General features: G+C 65.3%; 20 protein-coding genes. 9 read left to right on the forward strand and 11 right to left on the reverse strand.

Translation table 11 applies throughout. The annotated features are described in order from the left end of the window. Positions 1–1,008 precede the first annotated feature (1,008 nt). Positions 1,009–3,276 (forward strand): VCBS repeat-containing protein, encoded by a 2,268-nt coding sequence (locus VN634_12100; protein ID HXC51622.1) that lies wholly within the window; start codon positions 1,009–1,011, stop codon positions 3,274–3,276. 16 nt (positions 3,277–3,292) lie between these two features. Here the strand turns inward: VN634_12100 and chrA are convergent, their stop codons facing one another. Continuing rightward, complete coding sequence (gene chrA, locus VN634_12105) at positions 3,293–4,717, reverse strand: chromate efflux transporter (GenBank protein HXC51623.1); 1,425 nt, start codon at positions 4,715–4,717, stop codon at positions 3,293–3,295. Between the two features lie 147 nt (positions 4,718–4,864). On the opposite strand from chrA, the gene VN634_12110 reads away from it, so the two are divergent. Next, positions 4,865–6,595, forward strand: a complete 1,731-nt coding sequence (locus tag VN634_12110) for a glutamine--tRNA ligase/YqeY domain fusion protein (protein ID HXC51624.1) — start codon at positions 4,865–4,867, stop codon at positions 6,593–6,595. 90 nt (positions 6,596–6,685) lie between these two features. Here the strand turns inward: VN634_12110 and VN634_12115 are convergent, their stop codons facing one another. After that, positions 6,686–8,290: a hypothetical protein gene (locus tag VN634_12115; GenBank protein ID HXC51625.1), complete on the reverse strand. Its 1,605-nt coding sequence runs from the start codon at positions 8,288–8,290 to the stop codon at positions 6,686–6,688. 267 nt (positions 8,291–8,557) lie between these two features. On the opposite strand from VN634_12115, the gene VN634_12120 reads away from it, so the two are divergent. Then, positions 8,558–8,872, forward strand: coding sequence for a hypothetical protein (locus tag VN634_12120; protein ID HXC51626.1), 315 nt, complete (start codon positions 8,558–8,560; stop codon positions 8,870–8,872). Between the two features lie 29 nt (positions 8,873–8,901). Here the strand turns inward: VN634_12120 and VN634_12125 are convergent, their stop codons facing one another. Then, positions 8,902–9,672: a DUF3313 domain-containing protein gene (locus VN634_12125; GenBank protein ID HXC51627.1), complete on the reverse strand. Its 771-nt coding sequence runs from the start codon at positions 9,670–9,672 to the stop codon at positions 8,902–8,904. Between the two features lie 102 nt (positions 9,673–9,774). After that, positions 9,775–13,029 carry a discoidin domain-containing protein gene (locus VN634_12130; GenBank protein ID HXC51628.1) on the reverse strand — a complete coding sequence of 1,085 codons (3,255 nt, stop codon included), beginning with the start codon at positions 13,027–13,029 and terminating at the stop codon, positions 9,775–9,777. A gap of 84 nt (positions 13,030–13,113) precedes the next feature. Here VN634_12130 and VN634_12135 point away from each other — a divergent pair, with 84 nt between their 5' ends. The 3 genes from VN634_12135 to VN634_12145 all read left to right on the forward strand — a co-directional run bounded on the left by VN634_12135 (position 13,114) and on the right by VN634_12145 (position 16,774). After that, complete coding sequence (locus tag VN634_12135) at positions 13,114–14,058, forward strand: hypothetical protein (GenBank protein HXC51629.1); 945 nt, start codon at positions 13,114–13,116, stop codon at positions 14,056–14,058. A 75-nt stretch (positions 14,059–14,133) separates the two neighbouring features. Further along, positions 14,134–15,846, forward strand: a complete 1,713-nt coding sequence (locus VN634_12140; GenBank protein ID HXC51630.1) for an SbmA/BacA-like family transporter — start codon at positions 14,134–14,136, stop codon at positions 15,844–15,846. Between the two features lie 253 nt (positions 15,847–16,099). Beyond that, complete coding sequence (locus VN634_12145; GenBank protein HXC51631.1) at positions 16,100–16,774, forward strand: outer membrane beta-barrel protein; 675 nt, start codon at positions 16,100–16,102, stop codon at positions 16,772–16,774. Between the two features lie 58 nt (positions 16,775–16,832). On the opposite strand, the gene VN634_12150 is transcribed toward VN634_12145, so the two are convergent. After that, positions 16,833–17,936 (reverse strand): glutathione S-transferase family protein, encoded by a 1,104-nt coding sequence (locus VN634_12150; GenBank protein HXC51632.1) that lies wholly within the window; start codon positions 17,934–17,936, stop codon positions 16,833–16,835. Positions 17,937–18,175: 239 nt separating this feature from the next. On the opposite strand from VN634_12150, the gene VN634_12155 reads away from it, so the two are divergent. Both VN634_12155 and VN634_12160 read left to right on the forward strand, forming a co-directional pair. After that, complete coding sequence (locus tag VN634_12155; GenBank protein HXC51633.1) at positions 18,176–19,198, forward strand: hypothetical protein; 1,023 nt, start codon at positions 18,176–18,178, stop codon at positions 19,196–19,198. Next, positions 19,179–20,006 (forward strand): hypothetical protein, encoded by an 828-nt coding sequence (locus VN634_12160; GenBank protein HXC51634.1) that lies wholly within the window; start codon positions 19,179–19,181, stop codon positions 20,004–20,006. The genes VN634_12155 and VN634_12160 overlap by 20 nt, the downstream gene beginning before the upstream one ends. A 15-nt stretch (positions 20,007–20,021) precedes the next feature. Here the strand turns inward: VN634_12160 and VN634_12165 are convergent, their stop codons facing one another. From VN634_12165 to VN634_12175, 3 genes are read right to left on the reverse strand one after another with little or no spacing between them, the layout of a single operon-like run. Further along, the gene (locus VN634_12165; GenBank protein ID HXC51635.1) at positions 20,022–21,110 is read right to left on the reverse strand and encodes a hypothetical protein; all 1,089 of its coding nucleotides are present in this window, start codon (positions 21,108–21,110) and stop codon (positions 20,022–20,024) included. Positions 21,111–21,120: 10 nt separating this feature from the next. Then, on the reverse strand, positions 21,121–22,257 hold the full coding sequence (locus VN634_12170) for a hypothetical protein (protein ID HXC51636.1): 1,137 nt from the start codon (positions 22,255–22,257) through the stop codon (positions 21,121–21,123). Positions 22,258–22,302: 45 nt separating this feature from the next. After that, a complete protein-coding gene (locus VN634_12175) occupies positions 22,303–22,755 on the reverse strand; it encodes a hypothetical protein (GenBank protein ID HXC51637.1) in 453 nt (150 codons plus the stop codon). A gap of 193 nt (positions 22,756–22,948) precedes the next feature. On the opposite strand from VN634_12175, the gene VN634_12180 reads away from it, so the two are divergent. Beyond that, entirely contained in the window at positions 22,949–23,326 is a 378-nt protein-coding gene (locus VN634_12180) for a DUF202 domain-containing protein (protein HXC51638.1), read from the forward strand. Between the two features lie 31 nt (positions 23,327–23,357). Here the strand turns inward: VN634_12180 and VN634_12185 are convergent, their stop codons facing one another. The 3 genes from VN634_12185 to VN634_12195 form a co-directional block, all read right to left on the reverse strand. Continuing rightward, on the reverse strand, positions 23,358–25,244 hold the full coding sequence (locus VN634_12185; GenBank protein HXC51639.1) for a hypothetical protein: 1,887 nt from the start codon (positions 25,242–25,244) through the stop codon (positions 23,358–23,360). A 173-nt stretch (positions 25,245–25,417) separates the two neighbouring features. Further along, positions 25,418–25,870 carry a tRNA (cytidine(34)-2'-O)-methyltransferase gene (locus tag VN634_12190; protein ID HXC51640.1) on the reverse strand — a complete coding sequence of 151 codons (453 nt, stop codon included), beginning with the start codon at positions 25,868–25,870 and terminating at the stop codon, positions 25,418–25,420. Between the two features lie 5 nt (positions 25,871–25,875). After that, positions 25,876–26,370, reverse strand: coding sequence for a hypothetical protein (locus VN634_12195; GenBank protein ID HXC51641.1), 495 nt, complete (start codon positions 26,368–26,370; stop codon positions 25,876–25,878). Positions 26,371–26,381 lie beyond the last annotated feature (11 nt).

The raw sequence follows: 26,381 nt of genomic DNA on the forward strand, positions 1-26,381 counted from the left end.
CTTGACGCCCTTGAGCTTATTGGAATAAAAGTCTCCGCGTTCGGACGTTGCCTCGTCTGCCAGCGGCTTTGCGCCGCCGTCAGCGCGACGAGGAACCGAATGTCCGCGACACCAACCCGCTCCGGCGGATTCCAGACAAGATTTTCGAGCAATCGACGCTCTCGGTCGGCGAATGTCGCGCGCCGTTTCGAGGGCCTTGCCGCCCCGCCGGGATCCACGGACGACCTCCTGGCAAAATCGACCGTACTCCATCGAAACGGCAGGGCGGCAAACTATCTCGTTCCCGCAGCACTCGGCCTTCTGGCCGTCGGCACCATCGCAATCGTCGCCTTCATGACCGCCGGCTGCAGTGCGCGAAGGAACGACACCTCGTCCAGCAAGAAGGGTCCGGAGGACACTTCGTCGAGTAGTAAGGGTCCCGACAGGGATCCGAATCGTTCGCAGTCCGCTCTGTGTTTGTCTTCGACGGCCCAAACCATGGGTGAATGCTCCACCGAGGGGGGTGGGCTCGGTACGGACGACCGAGCAAGTGGCATCGCCCGAGGCCAATCGAGAGGGGGAGACACAGGTGCGGGGGGAACTGCGAGCAAGCCGGAGAGCTCCGGAACAGGAAAGGTAGCGCGCGACCGTCGCGGGCTGGCCGACGCGTGGCCTGAGGTGCGCCCCTCCTCGTGCATCTCCCCTGTTCCGGGCTCTCCTATGGCTGCTGTGGGTGCGGGAACACAGTAAGGGACGCGGCCGTCCTGATTGCATCGAGGGGATGCGATCAGGACGGGCCGTTCCTATGCAAAAGCTCACACTCCGCTCTCGCCAGATGGAAAAGAATCCTACTTGCGGGGCCGTCTGCGGCGACTTCATAGTCGCCGGATGCGACAGAACCTTCTTCTTTCCTCCCTCGCCTCTCTCGCCTTCCTTGTAATCCCGTCAGCCGGCCGCGCCGACGTTGTCCGACCGTGCGGAACTTCCGACGCGAGCGCGCGCGAACCGAATGCGACCGACGCGTTGTTCGTGCTTCAGGGTGCCGTCGGCATCGCCGGATCGTGCGGGCGCTGCCTTTGCGACGTGGATTCGAGCGGCGCGGTCAGCGCGGTGGATGCGCTCACGACGCTCCGGCGCGCGGTCGGCACCGGGGCGGCGCTGCATTGTCCGGCCTGCACGTGCACGGCCATCACGCGACTCGATACCGGCGCGCGCCCGAGCTCGGTCGTCGCCGTCGACATCGACAAGGACGGCTACGTGGATCTGGTAACGGCGGACCTCGAGGCGGATGAAGTTTCGGTTTTCTATGGTCGCGGGCGCGGCGTGTTTTCGGAACGCAAGGCATTTGCGGTCGGCGATACTCCGCAGTCGGTCACCATTGCGGACCTGGACGACGACGGCCACCTCGACATCGTCACGTCCGATGCACTGCCGAACAGTCTTACCGTGCTGTTCGGCCGAGCCGGAAGAAAGTTCGTGCGCGCGGCCGATCCGATTCCTACCGGAGTCGCACCGATCAACTCGGTGGCGGTCGACATCAACGGAGACGACAAGCTCGATCTCGTGGTCGCCAACTCGCTGTCGCAGGACATCTCGGTTCTTCTCGGACACGGCGACGGCACGTTTGCGCAGGACGTCCGCTACGCAGTCGGAGCAGGCCCGCGCTGGGTCGCGCTCGCCGACATGGACGGCGACGACATCCTCGACGCGGTAACCGCCAACCGCGATTCGAACGACCTGTCGATTCTGTACGGCGACGGTGACGGCGGTTTCGGCAACGAAAAGCTGGTCGGCGGCGTCGGCGCGCCGTACCACGTCTCGCTCGCGGACCTCGATGGCGACGACCGCACCGACATCGTCGTGGCTTCGAACTCCGCGGATGCAATCGCCGTGCTGCTTGCCAAAGGCGACCACAACTTCGAGGAGCCGGTCCTGTACGCGGCGTCCTCGAACACCATCCAGACCGACGTGGGATTCGTCGACGACGACGACGTGCTCGACGTCGTCGCCGTCAACTATGCAGGCGCCGATCGCGGCCTTAGCGTTTTTCTCGGAAACGGGGACGGCACGTTTGCCAATGCGCGAGTCGAGGCGACAGGATTCAAATCGCGGTCGGTTGCGCTTGCCGACATCGACGGCGATTCGCTGACCGACGTCATCACGGCCAACTCCGGCGACGGCGCGGACGACCTGACGCTGTTTCACGGAAAAGGCGACGGCTCGTTCGCCGGTCCTGTCGAGTCGGAGGCCACGCCGCAGACGAACGACCTCGTCGTCGCCGACTTCGACCACGACGGGTTCGACGACGTTGCGACCACCGATCTCGCCCAGACGGTCACGGTGTACGGATCCGATGGGACCGGGCACTTCGATCGCACGGTTCATCCGGTCGGCACGGTGCCGTTCGTACTTTTCGTCGGCCAGATCACCGGCAGCACGCAGGCCGACCTGATTGCGACGGCTGCGGACACGAACGGCGAAGAGTCGGCGCAAAGATCGGTCGTCCTCGTCGGCAGCGGCGACGGAACGTTCACCGTTTCGCCGGCGTCGACCCAGCTCACAAACGGAGAAGCGATCCGGCAAAGCACCGCGGCCGGTGACATCGACGGCGACGGCCGCACCGACCTTGCGATCGGCGCCGGCGAGATCGAGTTGTTCCTCGGACAGGCCGACGGAACTTTCGAATCTTTCGACGAGCTCGACGCGCTCACGACTTTTCCGGCGCTCGCGGTTGCCGACCTTGACCGCGACGGCGACGACGACGTGCTCGAGCTCGTGCGCGAACACGGAACGCTGCGTGTGCACCGCAACAAGGGCGACGGCAATTTTGCCGCCCCCGTAAGTTACGACGTGGCGGCCGACTTCTATCTGGCCGTCGCCGACATCGACTCCGACGGCGACGCAGACGTCGTGACCTCGACAGATCATGATGGCGGAACGATTTCCGTCCTTCGCAACACTGGACAGGGAACCTTCGGTCAGCAGATCGTCAGCCACGCCGGCGGCCTCGTCTACCCGTTCGTCGTTGCGGACTTCGACGGCGACCGCGCAGCCGACTTCACAAGCGTGACCGCCGACGGCCACGTGCTGCTTCTTCCCGGCGACGCGAAAGGCCACTTCGGCGAGAGCCACTCCGCATCGACGGTAGCGTTTTCGTCCGGTGCGTTCGCCGCCTTCGTTGACGACGGGTTCTTCGATGCGTCGCCCGGGCGCGATCTCGTGCTTGCCGGACGCGCCGAGGGCCGCGGAAACCGGCTGGTCGTCCTTTCGGACGCCGGAGAATGCATGGTCCGGTGACGGCTCGAGCCGTCCGCTACTGCGACGATGCGATCGGCTGCACGAGGCCTGCGAAGTACAGCAGCATTCCCGCCAGCGCCGTCACCGCAAGCACTCCGAGCATGCCTTTCTTCGCACGAAAGATCGCCCAGGCTGCGCCCGCGAACAGCACGACGCTCCAGACATTGATGCTCGCCAGGACCGGCACGTCGATCGTCGCGCCGTAGCCGGCGATCACGTGGACCTCACGGAACATCACGTGCAGCGCGAACCAGACGGCAAGGTTCGCGATCATGCCGACGACAGCGGCGGTGATGGTCGCGAGCGCACCGGACAGGGCCTTGTTGCTGCGCAGCGTCTCCACGTATGGCGCGCCGAGGAAGATCCACAGGAAGCACGGCGTGAACGTGACCCACACCGTGAGGATCGCGCCGAGCACTCCGGCAACGTACGGCGGAAACATTCCCGGATTGCGAAACGCCGCCAGAAATCCGACGAACTGGTTGACCATGATGAGCGGCCCGGGCGTGGTTTCGGCCATGCCGAGACCGTCCATCATTTCGGTCGCCCGCAGCCACCCGTATCCCGTCACCGCCTGCTGCGCGACGTACGTGAGCACCGCATAGGCGCCGCCGAACGTGACGACGGCCATCTTCGAGAAGAACACGGCGATGTCGGCGAACGCGCTGTGCGCACGGTCGCCGGTCATCGCGACGATGAGAATCACCGGAACCAGCCAGAGCAGCAGCAGGATCGTGCCCATCCGAAGCGACCACACCGTTGACGGCCTTGCGTGGGCAGGCATCGACTCTCCGAGCGCGCTGTCGGCATCGCTCAGCATGGCGCTTCCGGCGGCGCCGTGACCGCCGGCGCCCGGTGCAAACGCGCGCACGCCGAGGCGCGCACCGGCGAACCCGATGAGGCCCGCAGCCAGCACGATCCACGGAAACGCAACATCGAAGACGAACACCGCGATGAACGCGGCCACCGCAACCGCGCGCATCTCGTTGCTCTTGAGCGACCTCTTTCCGACCCGCTGCACGGCTTCGATCACGACGGCGAGCACGGCGGCTTTCATGCCGAAGAACAGCGCGGCCACCGATCCGACGTTGCCGTACGCCGCATAAACGATGCTGAGCGCCATGATCGAGACGAAACCCGGAAGGATGAACAGAAGGCCGGCGACGAGTCCGCCGGCCGTGCGGTGCAGCAGCCAGCCGATGTAGACGGCAAGCTGCTGGGCCTCGGGACCGGGCAGGAGCATGCAGTAGTTGAGCGCGTGCAGGAAGCGCGCGTCGCCGATCCATTTCTTTTCGTCGACGAGGATCCGGTGCATCACCGCGATCTGCCCGGCCGGCCCGCCGAAGCTGAGCGCAGCGACGCGCGCCCAGACACGTGCCGCCTCGGCGAACGAAATGCCGTGGGACGGCTCAACGCTGCGATGCGATGTCGTGACGTTCATCGCGCGCCGTTATGCCGGAAAACGGCGCGGGGTACAGTCCGGCGCATCTCGCGTGCCGACACCGGCCCATTGTTTCAGCCGAAGCAGCAGCGGACGGCCTGTACCTGCCGGCCGTTTCCTTTAAGATCCCCCGCTTCGGAGAACGACGTGGGTAACGAAACGACAGCATCCTCTTCCTCGAACGACACGGCGCGCGCACCCGGCCTCGATTTCATCCGCCAGCGCGTCGCGGACGATGTCGCGGCCGGCCGGAACCAGGGGCGCGTCGTGACGCGCTTTCCTCCGGAGCCGAACGGCTACCTCCACATCGGCCACGCCAAATCGATCTGCCTCAATTTCGGAGTCGCCATCGAAAACGGCGGTCGCTGCCATCTGCGGATGGACGACACGAACCCGAGCAAGGAAGACCTCGAATACGTCGATTCGATCACCGAGGACGTGCGCTGGCTCGGTTTCGACTGGGGTACGCACTTCTACCACGCAGCCGACTACTTCGATCGCCTTTACGAGTTCGCCGAAGAGCTCGTGCGCGGCGGCAAGGCGTTCGTCTGCGACCTTTCGCCCGAAGAGATGCGCCAGTACCGCGGCACGTTCACCGAGCCGGGCAAGGAAAGCCCTTGGCGCGGGCGCAGCGTAGACGAGAACCTCGACCTGTTTCGCCGCATGCGCGCCGGAGAGTTCCCGAACGGCACGCACACGCTTCGCGCGCGTATCGACATGGCCTCGCCGAACATCGTCATGCGTGATCCGGTGCTGTACCGCATCCAGCACTCCGATCATCACCGCACCGGCGACAAATGGTGCATCTATCCGATGTACGACTTCGCGCACTGCCTGTCGGATGCGCTCGAGGGCATCACGCACTCGATCTGCACGCTCGAGTTCGTGCCGAACCGCGCACTGTACGACTGGGTACTCGACCAGGTCGATCTTTCCAGCCTGCCCGGCCGCCCGCAGCAGATCGAGTTCGCGCGCCTTAACCTCGCGTACACGGTGATGAGCAAACGGATCCTTCGCGGCCTCGTCGAACAGAACCACGTCTCGGGCTGGGACGATCCGCGCATGCCGACCATTTCGGGCATGCGCCGCCGCGGATACTCGGCCGCAGGGCTTCGCGCGTTCTGCGAAAGCGTCGGCGTGGCCAAGGCCGACAACATGGTCGCGTTCGCGCAGCTCGAGCATCACGTGCGCGACGATCTGAACCGCACGTCACCGCGCGTGATGGCGGTCGTCGATCCGATTCGCGTCACGATCGAGAACTGGCCGGCCGGCCAGGTCGAGATGATCGAAGCCGTCAACAATCCGGAAGACGCCGCGGCCGGCACTCGCCAGGTGCCATTTTCGGGCGAGCTCTTCCTCGAGCGCGACGACTTCATGGAAGACCCACCGAAGAAGTTCTTCCGCCTCGCACCGGGTCGCGAGGTGCGGCTGCGTTACGCGTACTTCGTCACCTGCACCGGCGTCGAGAAGGATTCCGCCGGAAAGGTGACCGGGCTTCGCTGCACGTACGATCCGGCAAGCCGCGGCGGCAATTCGCCCGACGGTCGCAAGGTGAAGGCGACGCTGCACTGGGTTTCGGCGGCACACGCAATCCCGGCCGAAGTGCGTCTCTACAATCTCCTGTTCACGCGCGAGAACCCGCTCAAGGTTGCCGACGGCGAGTCGCCATTCGACAGCCTCAATCCTGCATCGCTCGAGATCGTTCGCGATGCGCGCGTTGAGCCGTCACTTGCCGCTGCAAAGGCCGGCGAGCGCTACCAGTTCGAGCGGCTCGGATACTTCTGCATCGATCCGGATTCGCGCGGCGGCGCGCTCGTCGTCAACCGCACGGCAACGCTGAAGGACGAGTGGGCGAACATTCAAAAGCGTCAGGACTGACTGGTGCAGAAACGTCAGGCCTGACTGTTGCAGAAGCATCAGGCCTGACTGTTGCCGAAGTGTCCGGCCTGACGGCTGCAGAAACCTGCCTTACCGCCGGCGAAAGTAGTCCACGCACGACGGGTCGCCGCAGTGCACCGACTTCAGGCGGTCATTGGAGTTGTCGTATTCCGCGATCAGCGGAAGGCCGTCGGTACCGATCGTGATCGACGTGAGGCTTCCGACCAGCCCGACGCTGTCCGCGGTAAGGTTGAGCGCATCGGTGCAGGCCAGGTTCGAACAGTGCGAGATCCTCAGATCGTTCTGGAACGATCCCCAGTGACTGATGATTCCCAAGCCGTCCGAGCCGATCGTGATCGAGCTGTTCCTTCCGGAACCAAGCAGAGCGTCGATCGTCTGGCCGAGCCCCACAGAACACGCCGGATTCGTGCAATGCAGCACCTTGAGCCGATCGGCCGTACGATCGTGGTAGCTGACAAGCCCGTAGCCGTCCGCCCCGATCGTGACCGACGACGTGTCTCCGACGTCCGCCGTGTTGTCCAGCGTCGTGAACGTGCCGGTCGTGCACGCTGCATCGGAGCAGTGTCCGACCTTGAGCGACGTTGCCGCCGAGTCGTAGTAACTGATCAAGCCGCGGCCGTCGAAACCGATCGCCATCGAAATCCAGCCGCCGGTCGTCACCGAGCCGTCGAGCGTATTGGACGTCGCGGCGGTGCACGCTGTGTTCGAACAATGCGCGACGCGAAGATGCTGGTTGGTCTCGTCGTAGTAACTGATCAGGCCGAGGCCGTCGGTTCCGATGACGATCGTCGGAAACGACCCGACCGTAACGCCATCGATGGTGGCCTGCGAGCTGGTGCTGCAGTTGAAGGTCGTGCAGTGCGCGACCTTCAGGTGTTGGCCCGGATGGTCGAAATACGCGAGCAGCGGGAGCCCGTCCGCGCCGATCGCAATCGATGCGGCCTGCCCGACCGCATCCGAACCGATCGTCAAGGCTGACGACAGGCTGCTGCAGGTCACGTTCGCGCAGTGCCCCACCCGCAGCACCGGATAGTTGTTCGTGTAACTGATCACGCCGAGCCCGTCGGTGCCGATCGTGATGGTCGGGAAACGTCCGGTGGCCGGACTGTCGATGACGGTGACGGCGTTGGCTGCCGGCAGAAGGCTGCCGCGGAATGCCGAAGAGCCTGCAGCACCCGTCGGACCGGTCGGGCCCGTCGATCCGGTCGGTCCGGTCGCTCCGGTTGGCCCCGTCGAACCGGTCGCACCTGTCGGCCCCTGTACTCCGCTCGGACCGGTCGGGCCCTGTGCGCCGCTTGGTCCCGTAGGGCCCTGCACGCCCGGAGCACCGGCCGGGCCGGTGGGACCAGTCAGACCGGTCGTTCCTTTGGGGCCGGTCGGACCCGCAGGCCCCTGGCAGTCGAGATAGTCGCAACCGTCGTCGTCGTTGATGTCTTCTACTGCCTCGCACGTGTTGTCACCGTTGGCGTCCCAGCAACTCAGCCCGGCGCCAGGGCACTCGATCGCTAGCTGCTGGCCGACGGCGACTCGCAGCAGTCGCAGCGCATCGGTCGCGACCACGCTGCCGTTGCCGTCCAGATCGCCGCACTGCGTGGTCGCAGCAGAAGTCGGAGCCGGCATCAGGACGGCCGCGAAAAGACACGCGAGGATCGACAGCGAGAACGGAGTCTGCATGGAGCTCTTTCCTTATCGAGCGAACGAGAGAGGCCCCGACGCGGGTGCCGCACTGGAGCCAATCATCCAATGGCGCGTCTCAGTCAATGGCATCTCGCATGCAGCGCATCGCTGCGCACTTCGATGCCGCAGGATAGCGCTCGGCAAAGCGCACATTTCTGCCCGTAGCAGACCTGGCGCGGATGTCTTTGAATGGCGACCCGGTCGCGCGGAGCACGGGCGCAACGTACTCGTCCGCCGTATCCCGGCGTGCTAGGAATGGTGGCGATGACTCCGCGCAGAACCCCGTTCGGGAGCGAAGCGTTGCTCGCTGCCTTTCTGATTGCGATCACGGCAGGCGCTGCGGCCGCAGCGGAGTACGAGGGCGCCGGCAATACCGGCTGGACGTGGGACAACCAGCGCGATTGCTGCGACGATGCGGTCGCGCTCGCCCAGCAGGACAGCGCCGCGCGTTGTCGCGATGCGGGCGGCGCGCCGCGAATCAGCCCGTACGCTCGCGGCATGTGCGACTGGGATGCGCAGGGTGACGGCGACAACCGCGTCTACCTGTGCACCGCGACGGCGAACGTCCCCTGCTGGTAATTGCGCGCTGAGCGACGGCGGACCCAGCCCTACTTCGATCGCGCCGGTGTATCGCTCACAGTCAGCTTCGGCTTGAACGTACCATCCTTCAGCCCGACCAGCTGCGAATCCATCACGTCGGCCCATCTGTCGAAGACCGCGTCGACATCGCTCCACGTCTGGACGTTGCCCTTGGACGTCTCGTTCCCGCGGCGTTTGTCGAAGAACGCCGCCTTGACGACCCGCTTGCGATGCCGGCGTTTGTCGCCATCCGCTTTCGCAGGCGGAGGCCCGGAGACGGAAAACTCCGCTTCGAGCGCACAATCGTGGATGAACGTTTTCGTCGCGTCGCCGAGCTCTCTGGTCCGCTCGGGCAGGTTGCGGATCGGAACGTCGGTCGAGAAGAAATCGACTTTCTGGTGCGGCTTCGTCACGAGCGTGAGCGCGAGCTGGATCTCGAGCACGTTGACCCCGGGTTTGTCGACGAGCTCGAACGATCTGCGAAGCCGGCTCGTCATCGCGCGATAGAACGAATCGGCCAGGTATTGAAGGTCGGATTCGGGAATGTCGTCGAGGCGCCGGTCGGCACCGCGCCACACCTGGACCGGCCGGAACAGGATCTTGCGAAAGCCGCGCTTCAGCGTCGGGTCGCGATAGAAGAGCACCGACGGCGACTGGTCGCTCGGCTGAAGGCGCGAATAATTGGTGAGAAACCCCGACTCGAGCGCCGGCAGCGAGGGCGCGGCAGATGCAGCAGGCTGCGCGGCGGGTCTTTGCGTTGCGCAGCCGGCGCAGACGGAAAGCAGACCGGCCGCCAACATGATGCGCGCGATCGAGCGCGGCGACCGGAAGGGTGTACGCGGTAACATGCCGCAACGATGACCGCCTATCGGCGAGCGGTCAAGATCACGCCGACGCACACCTCATTGCGCTGCCTCGCCGGACGCGTCCGGCTCCACGTCAATGGAGACGTCGAATCCTTCGGGGAGCATCGCGACGAAACCTCCTGGAGGTTTCGCGCCGCGAACGACGATCCGGTAGCTGCGGCCATCGCGGCCGTCGCGATGAAAGGCAAGGTCCAGCGTGCCGTACCACGTCGGGAGCCCTTTCGCTTCGAGCCGCGGCACCGAGTCCAGCCATTCGCGCCGCAGTCCCGCGCCGAGCACCAGCGCCGCGTCGCTCTCGCGCTCGTAGACGAACATCGTTCTGAGCGCGATCACGTATTCGGCGCCGATCCAGCAATGCGGCAGATCGCCGAGATGCGCGGGCGACTCGATGTCGCGCCAGACGATCTCCGGCCACTGTCGCCAGGAGTCCGGCCGCCTCGCCGCCATCATCGCCAGCAGCAGCTCGTTGGCTTCGTCGCGTCGCCCGAGGCGCACGAGCGCGCCGACGATGCGCACCTCGTACGGCGAGAAGTTGTTCCACGCCAGCGCCCCGGAGTGCCTCCCACGCAGCCCTTTCATGTACTGATCGAAAGTCTTCGCCAGCGGCTCGGCAGGAAACAGATCGATCTCACCGACGAGCGAGATGGCGCCGGCGATCGAGGTCGGATCGAAGTCGGCCCACTCGACCGATGCCGGCACAGTGACAAGGTTGCGTTCACGCACGACGGTCTCGATCGATTTGCGGATCACGGTCGCCAGATCGCCCGCAGCCTCGCGCCACTTTTCGGCGTCGGCCGGCAGTCCGAGCTCGCGCGCGAGGAACGACGCATCGCGAAGCCCGCGCAGCGCCCAGAAGTCGTCCCAGTACGAATGCACCGGCTGCGCGAGGTAGCCTTCGTGGCTGACCGATTCGGGAAGCAACCCGAAGCACGCGCGCCGCTCGGTGCAGTCGAACTCGCCCGTTCGCCTCGTCGCGCGCAGAGCCTCGATGCACTCGGCGGCTTTCTGGCAGTGCGACCAGAATTTTCGCGCGAGATCCTTGTCGTGCGTGAAGCGGTACGTTTCCGCGACCAGGTAGATGAGCTGGCCGTGGCTGTCGTGCTCGACGAGCGGATCGACCCCGTCACGATCGACGCAGCATGGAACGAATCCGTCTTCGCGCTGAAACGGCGCATACCATTCGAGAAACGCGCGTGCCGCGTCGAAGCGTCCGGTGCGCAGCAGCGCCGCCGACATGATCGCGCCGTCGCGGATCCACGAGCGCGTATAGCGACGCGGCCCCGGCTGGAGAGCAGCGTCGTCGCGGCAGCAAAGGATGTGAGCCACCGCCGTTATCGCGCTGTCGATCGCGGCGCCGGCTCCGATCGGGCCGCTCGCCGACGGTGTCGGAAGCGCCCGCTTCCATGCATCGCCGGCGGCGGCGAAGCGAACGTCCGCTGTACGCGACGCGCCTGCAGCGCCTTCCGGCAGCCGGGTAAGCGGAGCGACGTGCATGCGGGAACGCCGGCGGCGAGATTCGACGTAGACCTCCGACCACTGGCCGGGTCGAAGATCGAGATCGAACGCGAGCACGCCTTCGGCGCGACCCGACGGGTCCTCGACCTTCGAGCGCAACGGCAGGACTCCCTGCGACAGCGCGTCGGCAAGCCCGCCCTCTTCGAAAACGGCCGCGCCGAAGCGATGATCCTCGGCGAACGGAGCAATCGGCGCTATCGTCGCGACGTCATCGACAAGCACACGCCCGCCGGTGTGCTCGAGCCGCGTGATCGGCGACGGTCCGCCGATATCGCGGAACTTCTGCCATGGCGGAGACACCTGGAGCGGGCGCACGGCAACCAGCAGCGCTGCACGCACTGGGGCCGCATCGCGGCTGCGCACGCGATAACGGATCATGATGATGTCTTCATCCTGGCAGTCTTCGGCAATTGCGGTGATCTCGAGCTCGAGATCGGGCTGGTCGCCGGAGGCCTGGTGCGCGAGCGGCGTCTTCGTCTTCCAGCCGACGGTGGCAATCGGCTCGGGCGGACGCTCGAGCTTCGACGACCGCTGGATATCGGCCCACGTAATCCATCGGGCGGCGTCGCTGATGCTATCCGCAGTGCGTTCTCCGCCGTTCGACGCATTGGCGCGGCCGTCCGAAGCGTGGCTGTTCGACGCGACTCCTCCCGGTGTTGCCGCGCCGCCGCGGTCCGAACCGGACGATGCCACGAGGAACGACGGCTCCAGCATGAATCCGCCTTCGCCGATCTCGACGGCGCCATCGTCGTTGATGAGTCCGGTCGGGCCGCTGTGTGGCGTCGCCACCGGCGTCCAGTACGTTTGCTCGCGACGCAGGTAGCGCGGCCACGCGCCGCGGCGGCTTTGCAGTGCCACGTTGGTCAGGAAGTCGGCTTGCGTACGTGACCATTCGACGGGCCGCACGTCGATCTGCACCACACCGGTACCGGCGGCCGCGTCAACGGCCGTAGCGACGATCCGCAGCGCGCGCGCGCCGGCCAGATGGAGCTCGAGGAAACTCGCGCGCGGAACGTTGGTCGTCGATTCGAAAGCGGTCGTCCACAGATCGTCGTGCTGGAGAATGTCGATGCGGTACGCGCGCGGCATTGCCGCCGCGGGCCACCACACGACGACACCGCCGATCTCGCGCGGCGCACTGAAATGCACCGTGAGGCTGTGCGGCCCGGCTCCCGGCCTGCTCTGCCAGCTCGACGACGGATCGTCGTCGAACGCGAGCTCCGGAGCATGACCGGGCTCCACCGAGCTCGCTTCGATGCGCGCGTCGAGGCCGGGGCTGCGATCGAGCAGTCGAAGGTCGCCGAGGTCGATCGATCCGGCGCCGCCCGGACCGGCGACGACGGCGACTTCGACGGCGCTCGTCTCACGGATCGAGCCGCCTCCGGCCGGTCCCCATGCAAAAAGAAAATCGCGGCTCGGAATCGCGATCTCGATCCACGCACCGCTGGTATCGAACTTGTCGCGCATCCATCGCCACACGCTCGTTCCCGATGCATCGACGAGCTTGATCTCGAGCGTGTTGGCCGGCCCGGTGCTGCGCGCCAGCAGCCGCGCCTCCCACGATTCCGGCAGCGGAACGACGACTTCGCGCCGCGCGACGACGAATCCCGATCCCGTGCCGAAGTCGTAGTCGAGACAAAGCGCGTTCGAATCGTCGGGCCCCTCGACAGCCGCGATTCGCAGCGTCGAAAGACCCGAGACCACGGCGAGCCACGCGCGAGGATCGGCGAGCGCGGGCAGCGCGATGCTGTACTTCTCGTCGGCGCGAACGGGCACTGCCCGAGCTTACACGGGAGACACGGCGACGACAGCACCGGCAGGGTTCGGCTTGGCCCGCGGCGTTACGGTAGGATCGCCGTCGTGGAATCCGCCACCTTGCCTGCGTTGCCGGGCGCCCCGGCCCTCAAGACCGGGCGCGCGGTTGCACGCTGGATCGAGCTCGTTTCGTGGTTCTTCGTCGCGTTCGGTCTGCTCCTTCCATTCGTTTTCCACAGTGCTGCGTTCTCACTCTATCGCGATGCGCTTGTTCGATGGGCGTACGGCGCGGATTCGATCGCGCCCGCGGACCACGAGCTGTTCGGCCTCATGCTCGGAATCACCGGCGGGTCGATTGCCGGCAAATGGATCGTCCACGCGCTTCTCGCCCGCGGTCCGCTGGCCGAAGGCCGTCCGTGGGCGCGCGATCTCTCGCTGCGCGGGCTCGGCGCCTGGTTCATCCTCGATTCGGTGGCATCGCTCGCCGTCGGCGCAACGTTCAACGTCTGGATGATCAATCTGCTGCCGCTGGCACTGGTCGGCATGCCGCTCACTGCAGCATACCGGTCGTTCGACGTACGCGACGACGGAGCAGCCGGCCCGGGCACCGCGCTCGCAAGGGCGTGCCGGTGGACCGCGCTCTTCGGAGCATCGACGGGCCTGGTGATCGCGTTCGGAGGCGGCACGCCGGCCTTCGCACTGTGGTTCCGCGCGCTCGAGCTCGCCCAGTATGCGGGCGCCTCCATCGACGAGTCCACGCGGCGGGCGGCGATGGCATTTTTCGGACCGATCGGCGGCTGCACGTTCGCGCAGTTCGTGATGCTCGCCGGATGGATCGGCCACGACCGTGCGTTGCGGCGACCGGCCGCAGCCGGCGCGGTTTCGATTGCTGCATGGTTCGCCATCGACAGCGGATACGGCCTCGCCAGCGCAGGGCTGTTCAATATCCTCATGATCAACGTGCCGGCGCTCGCCGTCACGCTGCCGCCGTGGGCCGCGCTCTGTTACCGGCAGCGGCAGGCCGGGCCACCGCGCGCCGCCTTCGATTGACCCGGCCCATGCCCGCGCGCCATTCTCACGGGCGCGGCCAACGCCCAGGAAAGTGGTGCGCGACGCGGAAGCAGCATGAACGAACGGCCACACCGCACGATTCTCAACGAAACCTCGCGTGCCCGTTTCATGGCGAGCGTGCGCGACCTGATCGCGTCGAAGGACGGTCTGAAGGCGAAGCTTCTGCTGGTCGCACTGCTCGTGCTGCTGGTTTCGCTCAACTCCCTCAACGTCCTTACCAGTTACATCGGCCGCGACTTCATGACGGCGGTGGCCGATCGCAACTGGAGCCAGTTCGTCATCCACACGCTGCAGTACGTGCTGGTTCTCGCGGCGTGCACCGTGGTCGCGGTGATCTTCCGCTACGTCGAAGAGCGGCTCGGGCTGCTGTGGCGAAAGTTCCTGACGCGGCGCCTCGTGGACCTCTATCTGCGGCGGCGTTTCTACCACCAGCTCGGACTCTCGCGGCGCATCGCCAATCCGGACCAGAGAATTACCGACGACGTCAAGTTTTTCACGACCACCACGTTGTCGTTCGCGCTGATGCTGATCAACGCGACGATGAGCGTCGTCGCGTTCTCCGGCGTCCTGCTGACGATCAGCCCGACTCTGTTCTGGGTTGCCGTAGGCTATGCGACGGTCGGATCGGCGATGACGATCCTGCTCGGCCGGCCGATGGTGTGGATCAACTACAACCAGTTCGACCGCGAGGCCGAGCTTCGCGCGGAGCTGGTCCAGCTGCGCGAAAACAGCGAGTTCGTGGCGCTGACGCACCAGGAAGCGCACTTTGCGCGCCGGCTGGGCGAACGGATCGACCGCATCGTACACAACGCGAGAAGGCTCATCTCCGTAAACCGCAACCTCAATTTCTTCACGAGCGGATACAACTACTACATCCCGCTGATTCCGGTTTTCGTCGTCGCCCCGCTCTACCTCGACCACAAGATCGAATTCGGTGAGATCACGCAGGCATCCATTGCCTTTGCGCAGCTTCTCGGCGGCTTTTCGCTGATCGTCACGCAGTTCCAGTCGATCTCTTCCTTTACAGCGGTCGTCGCGCGGCTCGACGATTTCAGCGAGGCGGCGCACGAGAGCGATACGGCTCCGCCGCCGCCCATCGAGATCGCCGAAGGCTCCGATGCCATCGTCTTCGAGCATCTCACGCTCGAGTCGCCGGAAGATAGGCGAATCCTCATCGACGATCTCAACCTGAACGTGCCGCGCGGCACGCACGTGCTGGTGACGGGCCCGGGCGAGATGGCAAAGATGGCGCTGTTTCGCGCAACCGCTGATCTCTGGGAATGCGGCCGCGGCCGCATCACACGGCCGCGCACGCACTGCATGTGCTTCATTCCCGAGCGTCCCTACCTGCCGCCGGGCACGCTGCGTGAGACGCTGTTCGCCGACGGATGCAGCACGACACCGACCGAGAAGCGGCTCGACGAGGTCCTGCGCACGCTCGACCTCGAAGCATCCATCGCCCGCATCGGAGGGCTCGATGTCGACCGCGACTGGGACGACGTGCTGTCGCTCGGCGAGCTGCAACGGCTCGCGATCGCACGCCTCGTGCTCATCGCGCCCGAGTTCGCAATGCTCGACCGCATCGAGACGACGCTCGAGCCGGACTGCATGCGCAAAGTCCTCGAGATGCTCGACGCCGACGGCACCACGTACGTGACCATCGGCCGCAGCGATCATGATCTGGCGCACTATGAGCTGGTGCTCGAGCTTTCGGGCGACGGACCGTGGTCGGTGCACCCGGCAAAGGCTGCGACGGTCGCGGTCTGACCGGTCCAGCCGGACGAACGAGCGTTCTTTTACAGTCTCTCCCGGTTTCCACAGCGCCGAACGGCTTCGTGATCAAAATCAAGCGAGCCGTGCTCGCTCGGGCCCGGATTGCTTGAACCCGACCTTCAATCATGGCGAATATATGCGTGGACAGTGGCGGTGGTGGCGGACGGCCTGCGCGGGAATGCAGGCCCCATGATCGGGACCGATCGGACAGTCGCGGGCTCCCGAATCCAAAACAAGGAGATTGATCATGCGAAAGAACTTTGTGTTGCTGGTCGGCGCCGTGGCGCTGATCGGAAGTGCGACCCATGCACGTGCCGGAGCGTACGGCGAAGCGGAACGCGCCGAGGAAGCTCCGGCATCCGCGCCGGCCGCGACGATGGAAGTCGAAGACGAGACCGACTACGCGGCAACCGGACCGTACCTCGGCGCCGGCGGGATGTACGCAATCGAAAACTTCGACGCGACCGGCCCGGGCAACGAAGACAACAGCCCAGGCTTCAACGTGCTCGTCGGCTATCGCCTCGCGCCGCACTTCGCCGTCGAAGCCATGTACGAATATTTCCACGAATTCGACGACGACGGCCGGGCGACCGCGCAGCGCCTGGCGAACCAGCCCGTCACGCACGCAACGGACCACTACGACGGCTGGGCAACCACGCTCAACGCGAAGGGTTATCTGTGGACCGGCCGCTGGCAGCCGTACGGCGCGTTCGGAATCGGCTACATCGACATCAACGGGCACAACGTCGTGCGTGGATCGGGCGCCGGACAGGGTGTCGACGTGCGTCTCGCGCTCGGCATGGATGCGTGTATCACCGAGCACATCGCGATCGCACCGGAGGTCGCCTACGTTCTGCCGTTCAACGGTGCGCAGAACTTCGACATCGTCACGCTGACTCTCGGCCTTCGCTACAAGTTCTGATCTTTCAGGCCTCGGCAGGAGCGGTGCGGGAAGACCGCGCGTCTTCCCGCACCCGCTTCTAGGCCCGTTTCTTCGAACCGACCGATTCCATCGGGTCGCAGATCTTCAGGCGGAAGCCTTCCATCGCGAGCCTCGCATCCGGAATTTCACGAAGGTACGGAAGCACGCCGCACGGACTCAGGATCTCGTCGACCACAGCCTGTTCGCCGTTCGCCAGAGCTGCGTAGCGCATCGCCGTCCTCTGGTGACGCCATACCGGATATGCGCTGGCGATCCGCTGTTCGGGAACACCGAAGATGTCCTGTTCGAGAAGCCCGAGCACGCGCGGAGCATCCTCGCCCGCCGGCATCGTGGCGATCGCATCGCGCACGAATGCGCTGACGGACATCACCTGCGGAACGAATACCTTTCCGATCTCCGCGAGAAGCGGCAGCAGCGTCTCCTTGATCTCGGGCGGGCTCGCCCACGGTGCCGGCGGACCGGCAGCCTCGACCTCATGTGCCCACGCCATCACCGTCGGCGCCCGTTCGCGCACGATGCGGGCGGGAACCGGATCGCGCGCGAAATGCGCGAACACAGGTCCGAACAGCGCGTAGTCGGCGACCGTGATCACGTCGCCGAGCAGGTAGCGCGATTCCCTGAAATGCACCTCGAGAATATCGAGGAACTTGAGGAACCAGGCCTCGGCGGCCGCACGCGTTTTTTCGGTTACGCCGACGAACGGAAGCGCGCCCGACATCTGCGCGGCAAGCTTGGTGGCTAGTGATCCGAAGACAGCTTCCCAGTCGGATTCGACCCACTGGCGCTGCTCCGGATAGCTCCATCGCCAGTGCAGCGCCTGCGCCACGAGCACGTCGTCGCAGAAGTCCTGCAGCACTTCGGCCACGATGCGCACGGCGGCGTCTTCGGGAAAGATCGGCGGATTCGGCCGCAGGTCTTCGATGCGCTCGAGCATGCGCGGCGTATCCTGCAGCATCTCGCCGGTGTCCGTCTCGATCACCGGAATGAAGCGCACCCCGGTCTTCGCGAGAATGGTCTTCTGTACATCGCGCGTCGGCCAGATCTCGGCGAACTCGATCTTCTTGTAGTAGAGCGCCGGACGTATCTTCGCGGAGAAGTACGACATCGGTGCGGCATAGAACGACCACGGCCTTGTGCTCATGCCTCGCGCTATACGCGGATTCGGCGGACAGGTACAGATCCCGGCGGCCGATCGCGTGGAACTACGCGGGTCGAGAATCGCAGTCGCGGTAGTGGCGCATTCCGCCGAGTCGACACCAACAGGGCCGGTTGCTACCGATGGTGTTACGCCGCGCAGTCGGTCAAAAGCAGCCGACGGTGGCCAGATTGCGCAACAGATGCCCGCGAGCGGCGCGATTCGTACCGGCCTGGACCGGTCGCGTGCTCTTTATCGTCATCGTGGCCCTGCCCTGCGCCGCACACGCACATAACGAGCTCTCGTACGAAGACTTTGCGAAGCTCGCGAACGATGCCTCGGCGTTTCAAATCACGGTAGGGGATGACGCCTCACGCCACACGAAAATCATCCGGCCATTGATCCTGCGCTCAAGCGCCGACCTGCCCGGAGCGGATCCTGTTGAATCGTCCGTTGTGCCACGAGACAAGAACAATCCCGCCCGCGCCCACGTCATCTCTTCGTGCGAATTCTCAGCGCTGATAGCGGCAATCGGGCTGCTGCGGGCAACCTGGGACGACGGGTATGGTCGAGGGCGTTCTGCCTTGTCGCTGTCGATCTCGATCGCATCGCCTGAGGTGCACGAGTTTCACTGCACCCTTGGACGCGAGGACTCCGAACGCCTGTTCGAGGCGTTAAGGGCAATCGTCACCGGGAGTCTCGATGCCAGCCGCGAGATCGCCGTGTACTCGTGCATGTTCGGCTTTCTGGAAAACGCGCGGCCGCAGGACGTCACCGCCGCAGCCAGCGTGCGGTTCTCGGCAATGAGGCGCAACGCCGACTCGGACCGCTTTGTCACCATGGTGACCATCCGCAACGACTCCGAGACGGCTCTTCCCCCGCCGGTTTCGTTGGTGATTGCGCGCTCACCGGCGGAGGTGGGCTACGAGAACATGACCGGCCGCACGTGCACGTCGGTGCGCGGCGGACACCCTTACTTCAATGTGGACGCCCAGAACCCGGTAAGGGCTCAGTGTCGACTTGTGTCAGCCCGGTCCTCGGCGCTACGGTCGGCATCGAACGACGGAGGATTGAATGAAATTCGACCCCCCGCTTCGCGCGGTCAGCCTTCGGAGTGTTCTCGCGCTGGTCCTCGTATGGACAGCGTGGACACCTGCTCCGGCACGTGGCGAAGAGATTCGAGCTTGCGTCCTTGGAAGCTGCGACAATGCGCTCATCACGAGGACGGCGAGCAAGAGCGGCGAAGAGATGTACGACGGTGGAGGTGAGGTCCGTGGCAACGCGTTCGCGAACCCGCAAGCCGTTGGCGCCAGGGTCTTTGCAAAGACGCAGCTCGGCAGCACGAACCTCGTGCAGATCGAAGCCACCGCTCATTTCCGCGACGCCGACGTGGTCGTCACCGCCGAGGGAACGAGCTCGGTCACGCTCCGTTGGACATTCAAGATGACCGGCGGTTTCACGGGCGGCGGACAGGTCCCGTGGATCTCCCAGGCCTACGCCAGTGCAGACGCCTTTGCGTCCGGCGGGGCGGGCGCATCTACGGATCACCGCGTCGACTACACCAGTTGGAGCTCGACCCAGGGGGTCTTGGACGAGTTGGAGCCTCCGCAGCAGATGGAAATCACGTTTCCGTCCGGTACGCCGCTTCAATGGAGCAGGGACGTCACCGTTCACGCCAACGCGGGGAATCCGTCGTGCACGAGCGGCGCCGGAACCTGCAGTCTTCCCGGCATCGCCACGGTGGATGCGGATTTTCGCAACACCGTCGTGTTCAGCGACTTCCATTTGTTCGATGCCGAATCCGGCGAAGAGATTGTCGATTTCACTTTGACGGGCGCCGGCGGCTACGACTATCTCGCGGCGGATCGTGCCAATCATTGCGGCGACGCCGACTACAGCGGATCGACAACCGCGGTCGATTCGTTGATTGCACTGCAAACCGCGGTGGGCTCGAACGCCTGCGCGCAGTGTCGTTGCGACACGGACGGCACGGAGCCGGTAACGTCCGCCGATGCGCTTCGGATCCTGCGCAGCGCGGTCGCACTCGATGTCGAGCTGCTTTGTCCGCAGTGTTGAGCTCCGGCGACCGCGTTACGAAAACACTTTCTCGAGCCGCGTGCGTCCGCGGCGCTCGAGCCCGACCGACGCGAGCCGCTCGAGATATTCGCCGATGACGCCGCGATGCATCGCGAGGACCTTGTCGCGCCCGGCCGAGACCTGCGCAGCCGACGTGCCGCCGCCGGCGAGCACGATCAGCGGCTCGAGCAGCTCCGGCGCCGCAAGGATGCCGACCATCACGTGCTCGGTCTGGTCGAGATGCTCGTGCAGCACGAGGCTTTTGGCCGGATGCTCGCCGAGAAAGAAGCGCAGCTGGCCGGTCGCGTACGCAATCTGGCGCGCGGTGTCCTGCATGCAGAGCCGGAACATCTTTGCGTCCACGCTCGATGCCGACGATGCCGTGCGGAACAGTCCGAGAACGATGCTGTTCAGCATCAGGAACACGGAGAGCGAGCCGCTCGTGTAGGTGTCGGCCGAGATCAGCTCCTTGACGGCCTGCTCGATCGCAACGCTCGCGCGACCGAGACCTCCGATCGTCATCGCGCGCTTGCGAAACACTTCCACGTGGCGCGCCTGATCGATCATCTGCGCGCAGTGAAGGCTCTTGAGCTCGAGAAATTCCTGGTTGATCCAGAACACCCAGCGCCCGGGAAACTCGAGAATGCCGAGCGCGATCTCCAGCAGCGCCGTACAGAGCTGGCGCATCGCGTGCGTGCACGGCGGGGACAGCGGATTGGCGCGCACGGCCTCCCAGTCGATATCGACCGCGGGCGCCCAGCGCCGCGACTTCGATTCCTCGTACAGCTCGGCGCAGTTGTTCGACCAGACCTCGGACTTGCGGTTGAGCGTGTAGCCGAGGTCCGGAAGGCCGGGCACCAGCACCGAGCCGCGCGCCGCCATCGAGTAGTTGCGCCGGATGTTTTCCGGGATCGCGTCCCATCCGTAGCCGCCGACGTTGCAGTCGTCGTACGTGAGCCCGCGGTTGAAGTCGGACGGGACGACGCGGACTTTCTCGGCATCGACGTCGAACCAGTCGAGCACGAGCTTGCCTTCGGCCAGGCGCTGGTTGGCCTCGATCGTCGTCTCGTCCTCGAAGAAATACTTTTCGGCGTAGTACGACATGCTGCGATTCCTATGCGTGATTGGCCGCGGTGCCGGCCTTGGCCATTTCGATCACCTGCCACAGCGTGCTGCGCTCGCGCCGCTCGGGCATGCCGCATTTGTCGAGACGTTCGAAATACTCCTCGACCTGCTGGATCGCGAAACGGTTGACCACGTCGACACCGGCGCGAATGTTCTCGTGCTTCGACCCCTTGCCCGCGAGGATCACGAACGACTCGAGCACCTCGGGCGCAAAGATGCCTCCGAAGATGAAGTTCTCCGCCTCGGCGAGATGGCGATGGATGATCTCGCGCGACTCGGGCGCGTTCTCGAGGTGCCACTTGAGATGCTGCATTCCGTAGCCGACATGGCGAGCCTCGTCCTGCATGACCAGCCGGAACAGTTTCTTGTCGCCGTCGGTCGGCGACAGATATTCGCTGAAACGGAACATCGTCAGCACGAAACCTTCGGCCTGAAGGTGCAGCGTCGTCGAGGCCTCCGCGAAGCTGTCGGCTTCGCGCAGGAACTTGAGGTTGCGCTCGTTCTGCGGGCTCGCCTTCATCAGGCCGTAGCCGGTCGTCAGCGCGCGCTTGCGGAACACCTCGGCGTGGCGCGCCTCGTCCATGCACTGCGTCGCGATGAAGTTCTTGACCTCGAAGTAATCCGAGCTGATCTGCGAGAGCCATTTCGACGGCACGTCGGTCGCGATCATCTCGACTTCGGTCAGGAACGTGAGCAGCTGCGAGTAGGCCTTGCCGATGTCCTCGGCCAGCTCGGTCTCGCACAGTTGTTTCCACGGGATGTCGGTTGCCGCGTTCCACTGGCGGCTCATCGCCTCTTCGTAGTAGCCCTCGATGTTGTAGGCCCACACGTCGGCCTTGCGCACGGTCCCGGCGTTCATGTCGGGAAGTCCGGCCGGCTCTTCGGCGCCGCGCGGAGCAAGCGAGCTCGCGCCGCGCGAGATCGCCGGAAGCTCGGTGTATCCGTAGGTTCCGACGTCGAGATCGCGAAACGTGAGGCCGCGTCGCTTGTTCGCCGCCTGCACCTCGACATGTTCGGTCGCCGCGTTCATCCACGACAGGTCGAGATTGCCGGTGCGCATCGTGTAGAGGTAGCGGTCGACGAAATCCTTGTCGTCGAGAAAATCCGTCGTCGCGAGATAGCTCATGGCGTCCTCCCTGTCTTCCGCTGGCGCTATGTCTTCCGCTACCCGCTATGCAGCCGCGCGAAGGTCGACGTCGACGTTCGCAGCGAGGTTGAAGAATTCCTGGATGCTTTCGGCAAAGCGGAACATCTTGTCGTGTCCGTCGGGATCGTCGTAGAGGCAGCGCATGCCTTCACCGAAATGCGTCAGCGTGTTGATGCCGTGCTCGGAGTCGGCGCCGCCGTTGGCCCGGATGTTCGCGAACATGTCGCGCCATACCGCGGCATCGGCTTCGAGAATGAAGTCGGTCTGCTCGCCGGCCAGATCGTGGACCTCGCGCACGTCCGTGCATTCGTAGACGTCGAACGCGATGACGTACTGCTTCGGATCATGGCCGTTTTCGGTGACGCGGATCGCGAACGTGCAGTCGAAGTAGCCGAGCCGGCGAAAGAGCTCGGCGTTGTCGTTCATGCCGGCGCGCAGCGCCTCGAAGAACGCAACGGAAGGAAACGGCAACGACATCGGCGGCCCTCCTCTGATGCGTGGCGATCGCGATCGCGGCCACGCAGCCGAGTGGATAGTAGAAATATCTACTTTGTCTTGCAATGGTCCTGCACGATTCGTCGAAGAAATTCTCTGCGCCAGACCCGCTTCCTGCCATGACGCAACGCGGTAGGCGCTTTTACCGGCTGCTGGCTCATGACAAGCGCGGACAATGACCTCTTACGATCCGGACGACCCGCGCCAGTACATGGCTGCCGAGCGGACATTCCTGTCGTGGATGCGAACCGGCATCTCCCTGATGGGCTTCGGCTTCGTGGTCGCACGTTTCGGCCTGTTTCTGCGCGAGATCGCCGCAACGACCCAAGCTCCGCTGCCGCCTCGACATGCGTTCTCTCTCGAAGTCGGAGTCTCGCTGATCGTCATGGGCGTGCTGCTGATCGCCGCATCGGCGCTGCGTCTGCGGCGATACGTTTCGAGCCTGCGAAGCGGCACGTTCACCGACACGTTCGATATTCGCTTGCCGGTCGTGGCTGCTGTTCTGCTTTCACTGCTCGGCGCCGCCACGGTGGTCTACCTGTGGCGAATCTGAAGGCGCGACGTTCGCTGCCGCAATTCCGCGGTCAGGTCGCCGGACGCGTCCGAGTGTGGAACCACTCGCGGACGCCGCCCATCTGACGGACCTGCTCGGCCGGCGCGTGGCGGCGGCACGGCATGATCTCGATGCTGTCCTCGGGCGCACCCCATCGTTTCTCGACGCAGTCGTTCGGGTTGTAGGCCATCTCGAGCGCATCGGCGCGCTCGATCACGTCCGACAGCTTGAGCGTCCACGGCGTGCCGTCGCTGCGCTGGTACTGGAACGTGCGGCGCTGGAGCTCGCGGTCGAGCAGCGCCTCGAGCTCGCCGCGGATGTTCGACGGGTTCATGCCGCGGTCGGCGAAAAATCGTCCAGGCCTGTGCGAGACGTATTCAGGAAAGCCGCGCACGACGTCGATCGCGATCAGCAGGCGCAGATCGCGCGACGGCGTCGCATAGTCTTCCCACGCGCCGACGGTCTGGAAGATCGCCGCGCCCGACGGCATGCCGATCGTGCCGGGACTTTTCGCCACGTACGTCTCCCCGCCCTGCACGGAAGCGACGCGCTGCTCGAGCTGCTGCTGCAGCAGGTCGACGACTTCGAGCATCACCTGGCGCGCACTGCGCCGCGCCGGCGAGAGCGCCTGGTCGACCTTGTCGTAGAACGCATCGGCGTCGCCTTCGTACTGCTCCATCGACCAGTCGCCGTACGCGGGGTGCGAGAGGATCTCGGAGTTGTCGAGCGTGCGCACCGAGTTTCCGTCGGGCACGACCGGGCGGAAGCGCTTGAAGCCCGGGGCGCTGTTGTCCGCGTTCAGCGCAAACAGGAACGTCCCGCGCCAGTACCGCTTGCGGGCGACGGTGCCGTCGGGCTGCGCGTCGACTGCGAACAGGATGCCGCTCGACGTCGGCGTCTGGTCGACACGCTTGGCAACCACCAGCACATGTCCGTACGGATCGATGTAGACGGCGCCCGGCCGCAGCGTGTCCGCGCTGATGCGTACCGGGTAGACGTCGGTGTGATCGTCCATCGCTGCGGTGCGCCCGGTGGCGGAATGCGCGGTATCGGCGACGGTTCTCGAGAAAAACCGCTGGAGCACGGCAAGGGAGCTGCCCGGCGACGCGAGCTCGAGATTCGAGCGGGTATCGCTGCAGATGGGCGCGCGGTTGAGCGAGACCGAATAGCAGCGCGAATAGACGAACGGCAGCCGCATCTTCCACGCGAAATAACCGCGCAGGAAATACGGAAGGTCGGCGCAGTCCGGCTGCAGCGTGATGCCGCCTTCGGAGTCTTCGCCAAGGCCGAGCGAATTGTGCAGGAAGTTGCGCGACGGATCGTGCGTGACCGCGTGCAGCGAGTTCCAGCTCGGCGATGCATCGATGGAATCGTCGAACAGCTTTGCGACCCAGGCCGAGTAAAGATTTTCCGTGTCGCGATCCCACACGCGCTCGACCGGCCACATCGAGCCCGAAGTCCGCGAGCGGCCCGACGGTGCGTCCGGACCGATCTCGGCATCGACGCACGCGGCGGAATCGCCGGCCACGGTAAGGCGCCCGTGGTACGTGCCGGCGGACACATACGGAACCTCGACGATCCACGAGAACGGCGGGCCGCCGAAGCGCTGCACGCTCGACGCCACGCGCTCACCACCCGGACCGTCGACCGTCAGCTTCGCGTCGCGCGCATTCTCCGCGACCGCTACGAAGCGCAGCGTGCCGCCTTCGAGCGGTTTTTCCGGAAACGAGTAGATGCTGATGCCGCGCGGGTCGCCGCAGCGTCCTTCGACTCGCACGGTAGGCGTTCGCGGCGGAGGGACGCGATTGCCGCGACCGAAAGGATCGTCGGCGGCAGCGGCAACGCCCGCAAACGATATCGCGAACAGCGCGGCCGCCAGCACGCGGCGAACGGGAACCGCGGGACGCGGGCGTTCCATCCAACCGGGACAACCCGGAAGGAAACCGCGGAGACGCTTTCCAGGAGCACGAAGGACCATGAGCATGGCTGGCGAGTATAGACGATCAGCCTGCGGGGTCGCCTCCCGATGCTGCCGGAGACGGGCGCTGCGCACGCCGGCGCAGCGCCGGACACGGCATAGCGGCGTTTGCCTCAAACGAGCCCGAGCTGGCGGCGGGCTTCATAGACCACGATCGAGACCGCGTTCGAGAGATTCAGGCTTCGCACGTTCGGGCTCGTCATCGGGATCGTGAACACGTCCTCGCCGAGCATCTCGAGGACCTCGGGCCCGAGGCCGCGCGTCTCTTTCCCGAACAGAAGCCGGTCGCCGTCCCGGAATGCGCATTGCGTATACGATCGGCTCGCGCGCGCCGAGAAGCCGATCAGGCGTCCGGGCGGCGACGAATCAAGGTACTGCTGCCAGCTTTCGTGCACGGCGAGGTCGACCCACGGCCAGTAGTCAAGCCCGGCACGCTTGAGATAACGATCCTCGAGCGAGAAGCCGAGCGGGCCGATGAGATCGAGCGGCGTGTGCGTGGCGGCCGCGAGGCGCGCGATCGATCCGGTGTTCTGCGGGATCTCCGGCTCGAGCAGGACGATGCGCACGGCGCTCAGTGGTGCGCGAGCGCGCAGACTTCGCCGCCGGAACGAAGCACGGGGCGATCGCCCTCCCATTCGATGAACTTCGCGATACGGTAGTACGCCGGTCGCAGGAAGCGCGCGCGCAGATGTCCCCGCTCCCCGCGGTCGACCGTGCAGTAAAGAACGTCGTCGGCTCCGACTTCGAGCGTGCTGCAGTCGAGCGCTCCACTCTGCCCATCGTTGGTGCGGACCGAGAACCCATGCTCCGAGTCGCCGTCTACGCCGGTGACGACGAGCGGCGTGTCTTCGACGATGACCGGCTGGCGATCGACGCCGACGTCGAGCAGCCATCCGGTGTATCGCGGAAGGCTTGCCGCGTTCTCGCGGTCGTCGCGCCGCAGGCTTCGCGAGAAGAGCAGCTGGATGCGCGAATTGCGGATGCGTTCGTCGTCCGCGTACCACGCCCCGTCCTTGCGAAACGAAATCGTGTATCCGCCGACTGCCCAGAATCCCGCTTGCGGCATCGTCGTTCCGC

The organism is Candidatus Limnocylindrales bacterium (genome assembly GCA_035571835.1).
Taxonomy (GTDB): domain Bacteria; phylum Desulfobacterota; class Binatia; order UBA1149; family CAITLU01; genus DATNBU01.

Bases quoted from the DNA above. Each gene is read 5' to 3' on its own strand.
- VN634_12140 (HXC51630.1), top strand. From the start codon at position 14,134: ATGAACGAACGGCCACACCGCACGATTCTCAACGAAACCTCGCGTGCC.
- chrA (HXC51623.1), bottom strand. From the start codon at position 4,717: ATGAACGTCACGACATCGCATCGCAGCGTTGAGCCGTCCCACGGCATT.
- VN634_12175 (HXC51637.1), bottom strand. From the start codon at position 22,755: ATGTCGTTGCCGTTTCCTTCCGTTGCGTTCTTCGAGGCGCTGCGCGCC.
- VN634_12160 (HXC51634.1), top strand. From the start codon at position 19,179: ATGTACGACGGTGGAGGTGAGGTCCGTGGCAACGCGTTCGCGAACCCG.
- VN634_12170 (HXC51636.1), bottom strand. From the start codon at position 22,257: ATGAGCTATCTCGCGACGACGGATTTTCTCGACGACAAGGATTTCGTC.
- VN634_12125 (HXC51627.1), bottom strand. From the start codon at position 9,672: ATGTTGGCGGCCGGTCTGCTTTCCGTCTGCGCCGGCTGCGCAACGCAA.
- VN634_12185 (HXC51639.1), bottom strand. From the start codon at position 25,244: ATGGAACGCCCGCGTCCCGCGGTTCCCGTTCGCCGCGTGCTGGCGGCC.
- VN634_12150 (HXC51632.1), bottom strand. From the start codon at position 17,936: ATGAGCACAAGGCCGTGGTCGTTCTATGCCGCACCGATGTCGTACTTC.
- VN634_12180 (HXC51638.1), top strand. From the start codon at position 22,949: ATGACCTCTTACGATCCGGACGACCCGCGCCAGTACATGGCTGCCGAG.
- VN634_12120 (HXC51626.1), top strand. From the start codon at position 8,558: ATGACTCCGCGCAGAACCCCGTTCGGGAGCGAAGCGTTGCTCGCTGCC.
- VN634_12195 (HXC51641.1), bottom strand. From the start codon at position 26,370: ATGCCGCAAGCGGGATTCTGGGCAGTCGGCGGATACACGATTTCGTTT.
- VN634_12165 (HXC51635.1), bottom strand. From the start codon at position 21,110: ATGTCGTACTACGCCGAAAAGTATTTCTTCGAGGACGAGACGACGATC.
- VN634_12145 (HXC51631.1), top strand. From the start codon at position 16,100: ATGCGAAAGAACTTTGTGTTGCTGGTCGGCGCCGTGGCGCTGATCGGA.
- VN634_12115 (HXC51625.1), bottom strand. From the start codon at position 8,290: ATGCAGACTCCGTTCTCGCTGTCGATCCTCGCGTGTCTTTTCGCGGCC.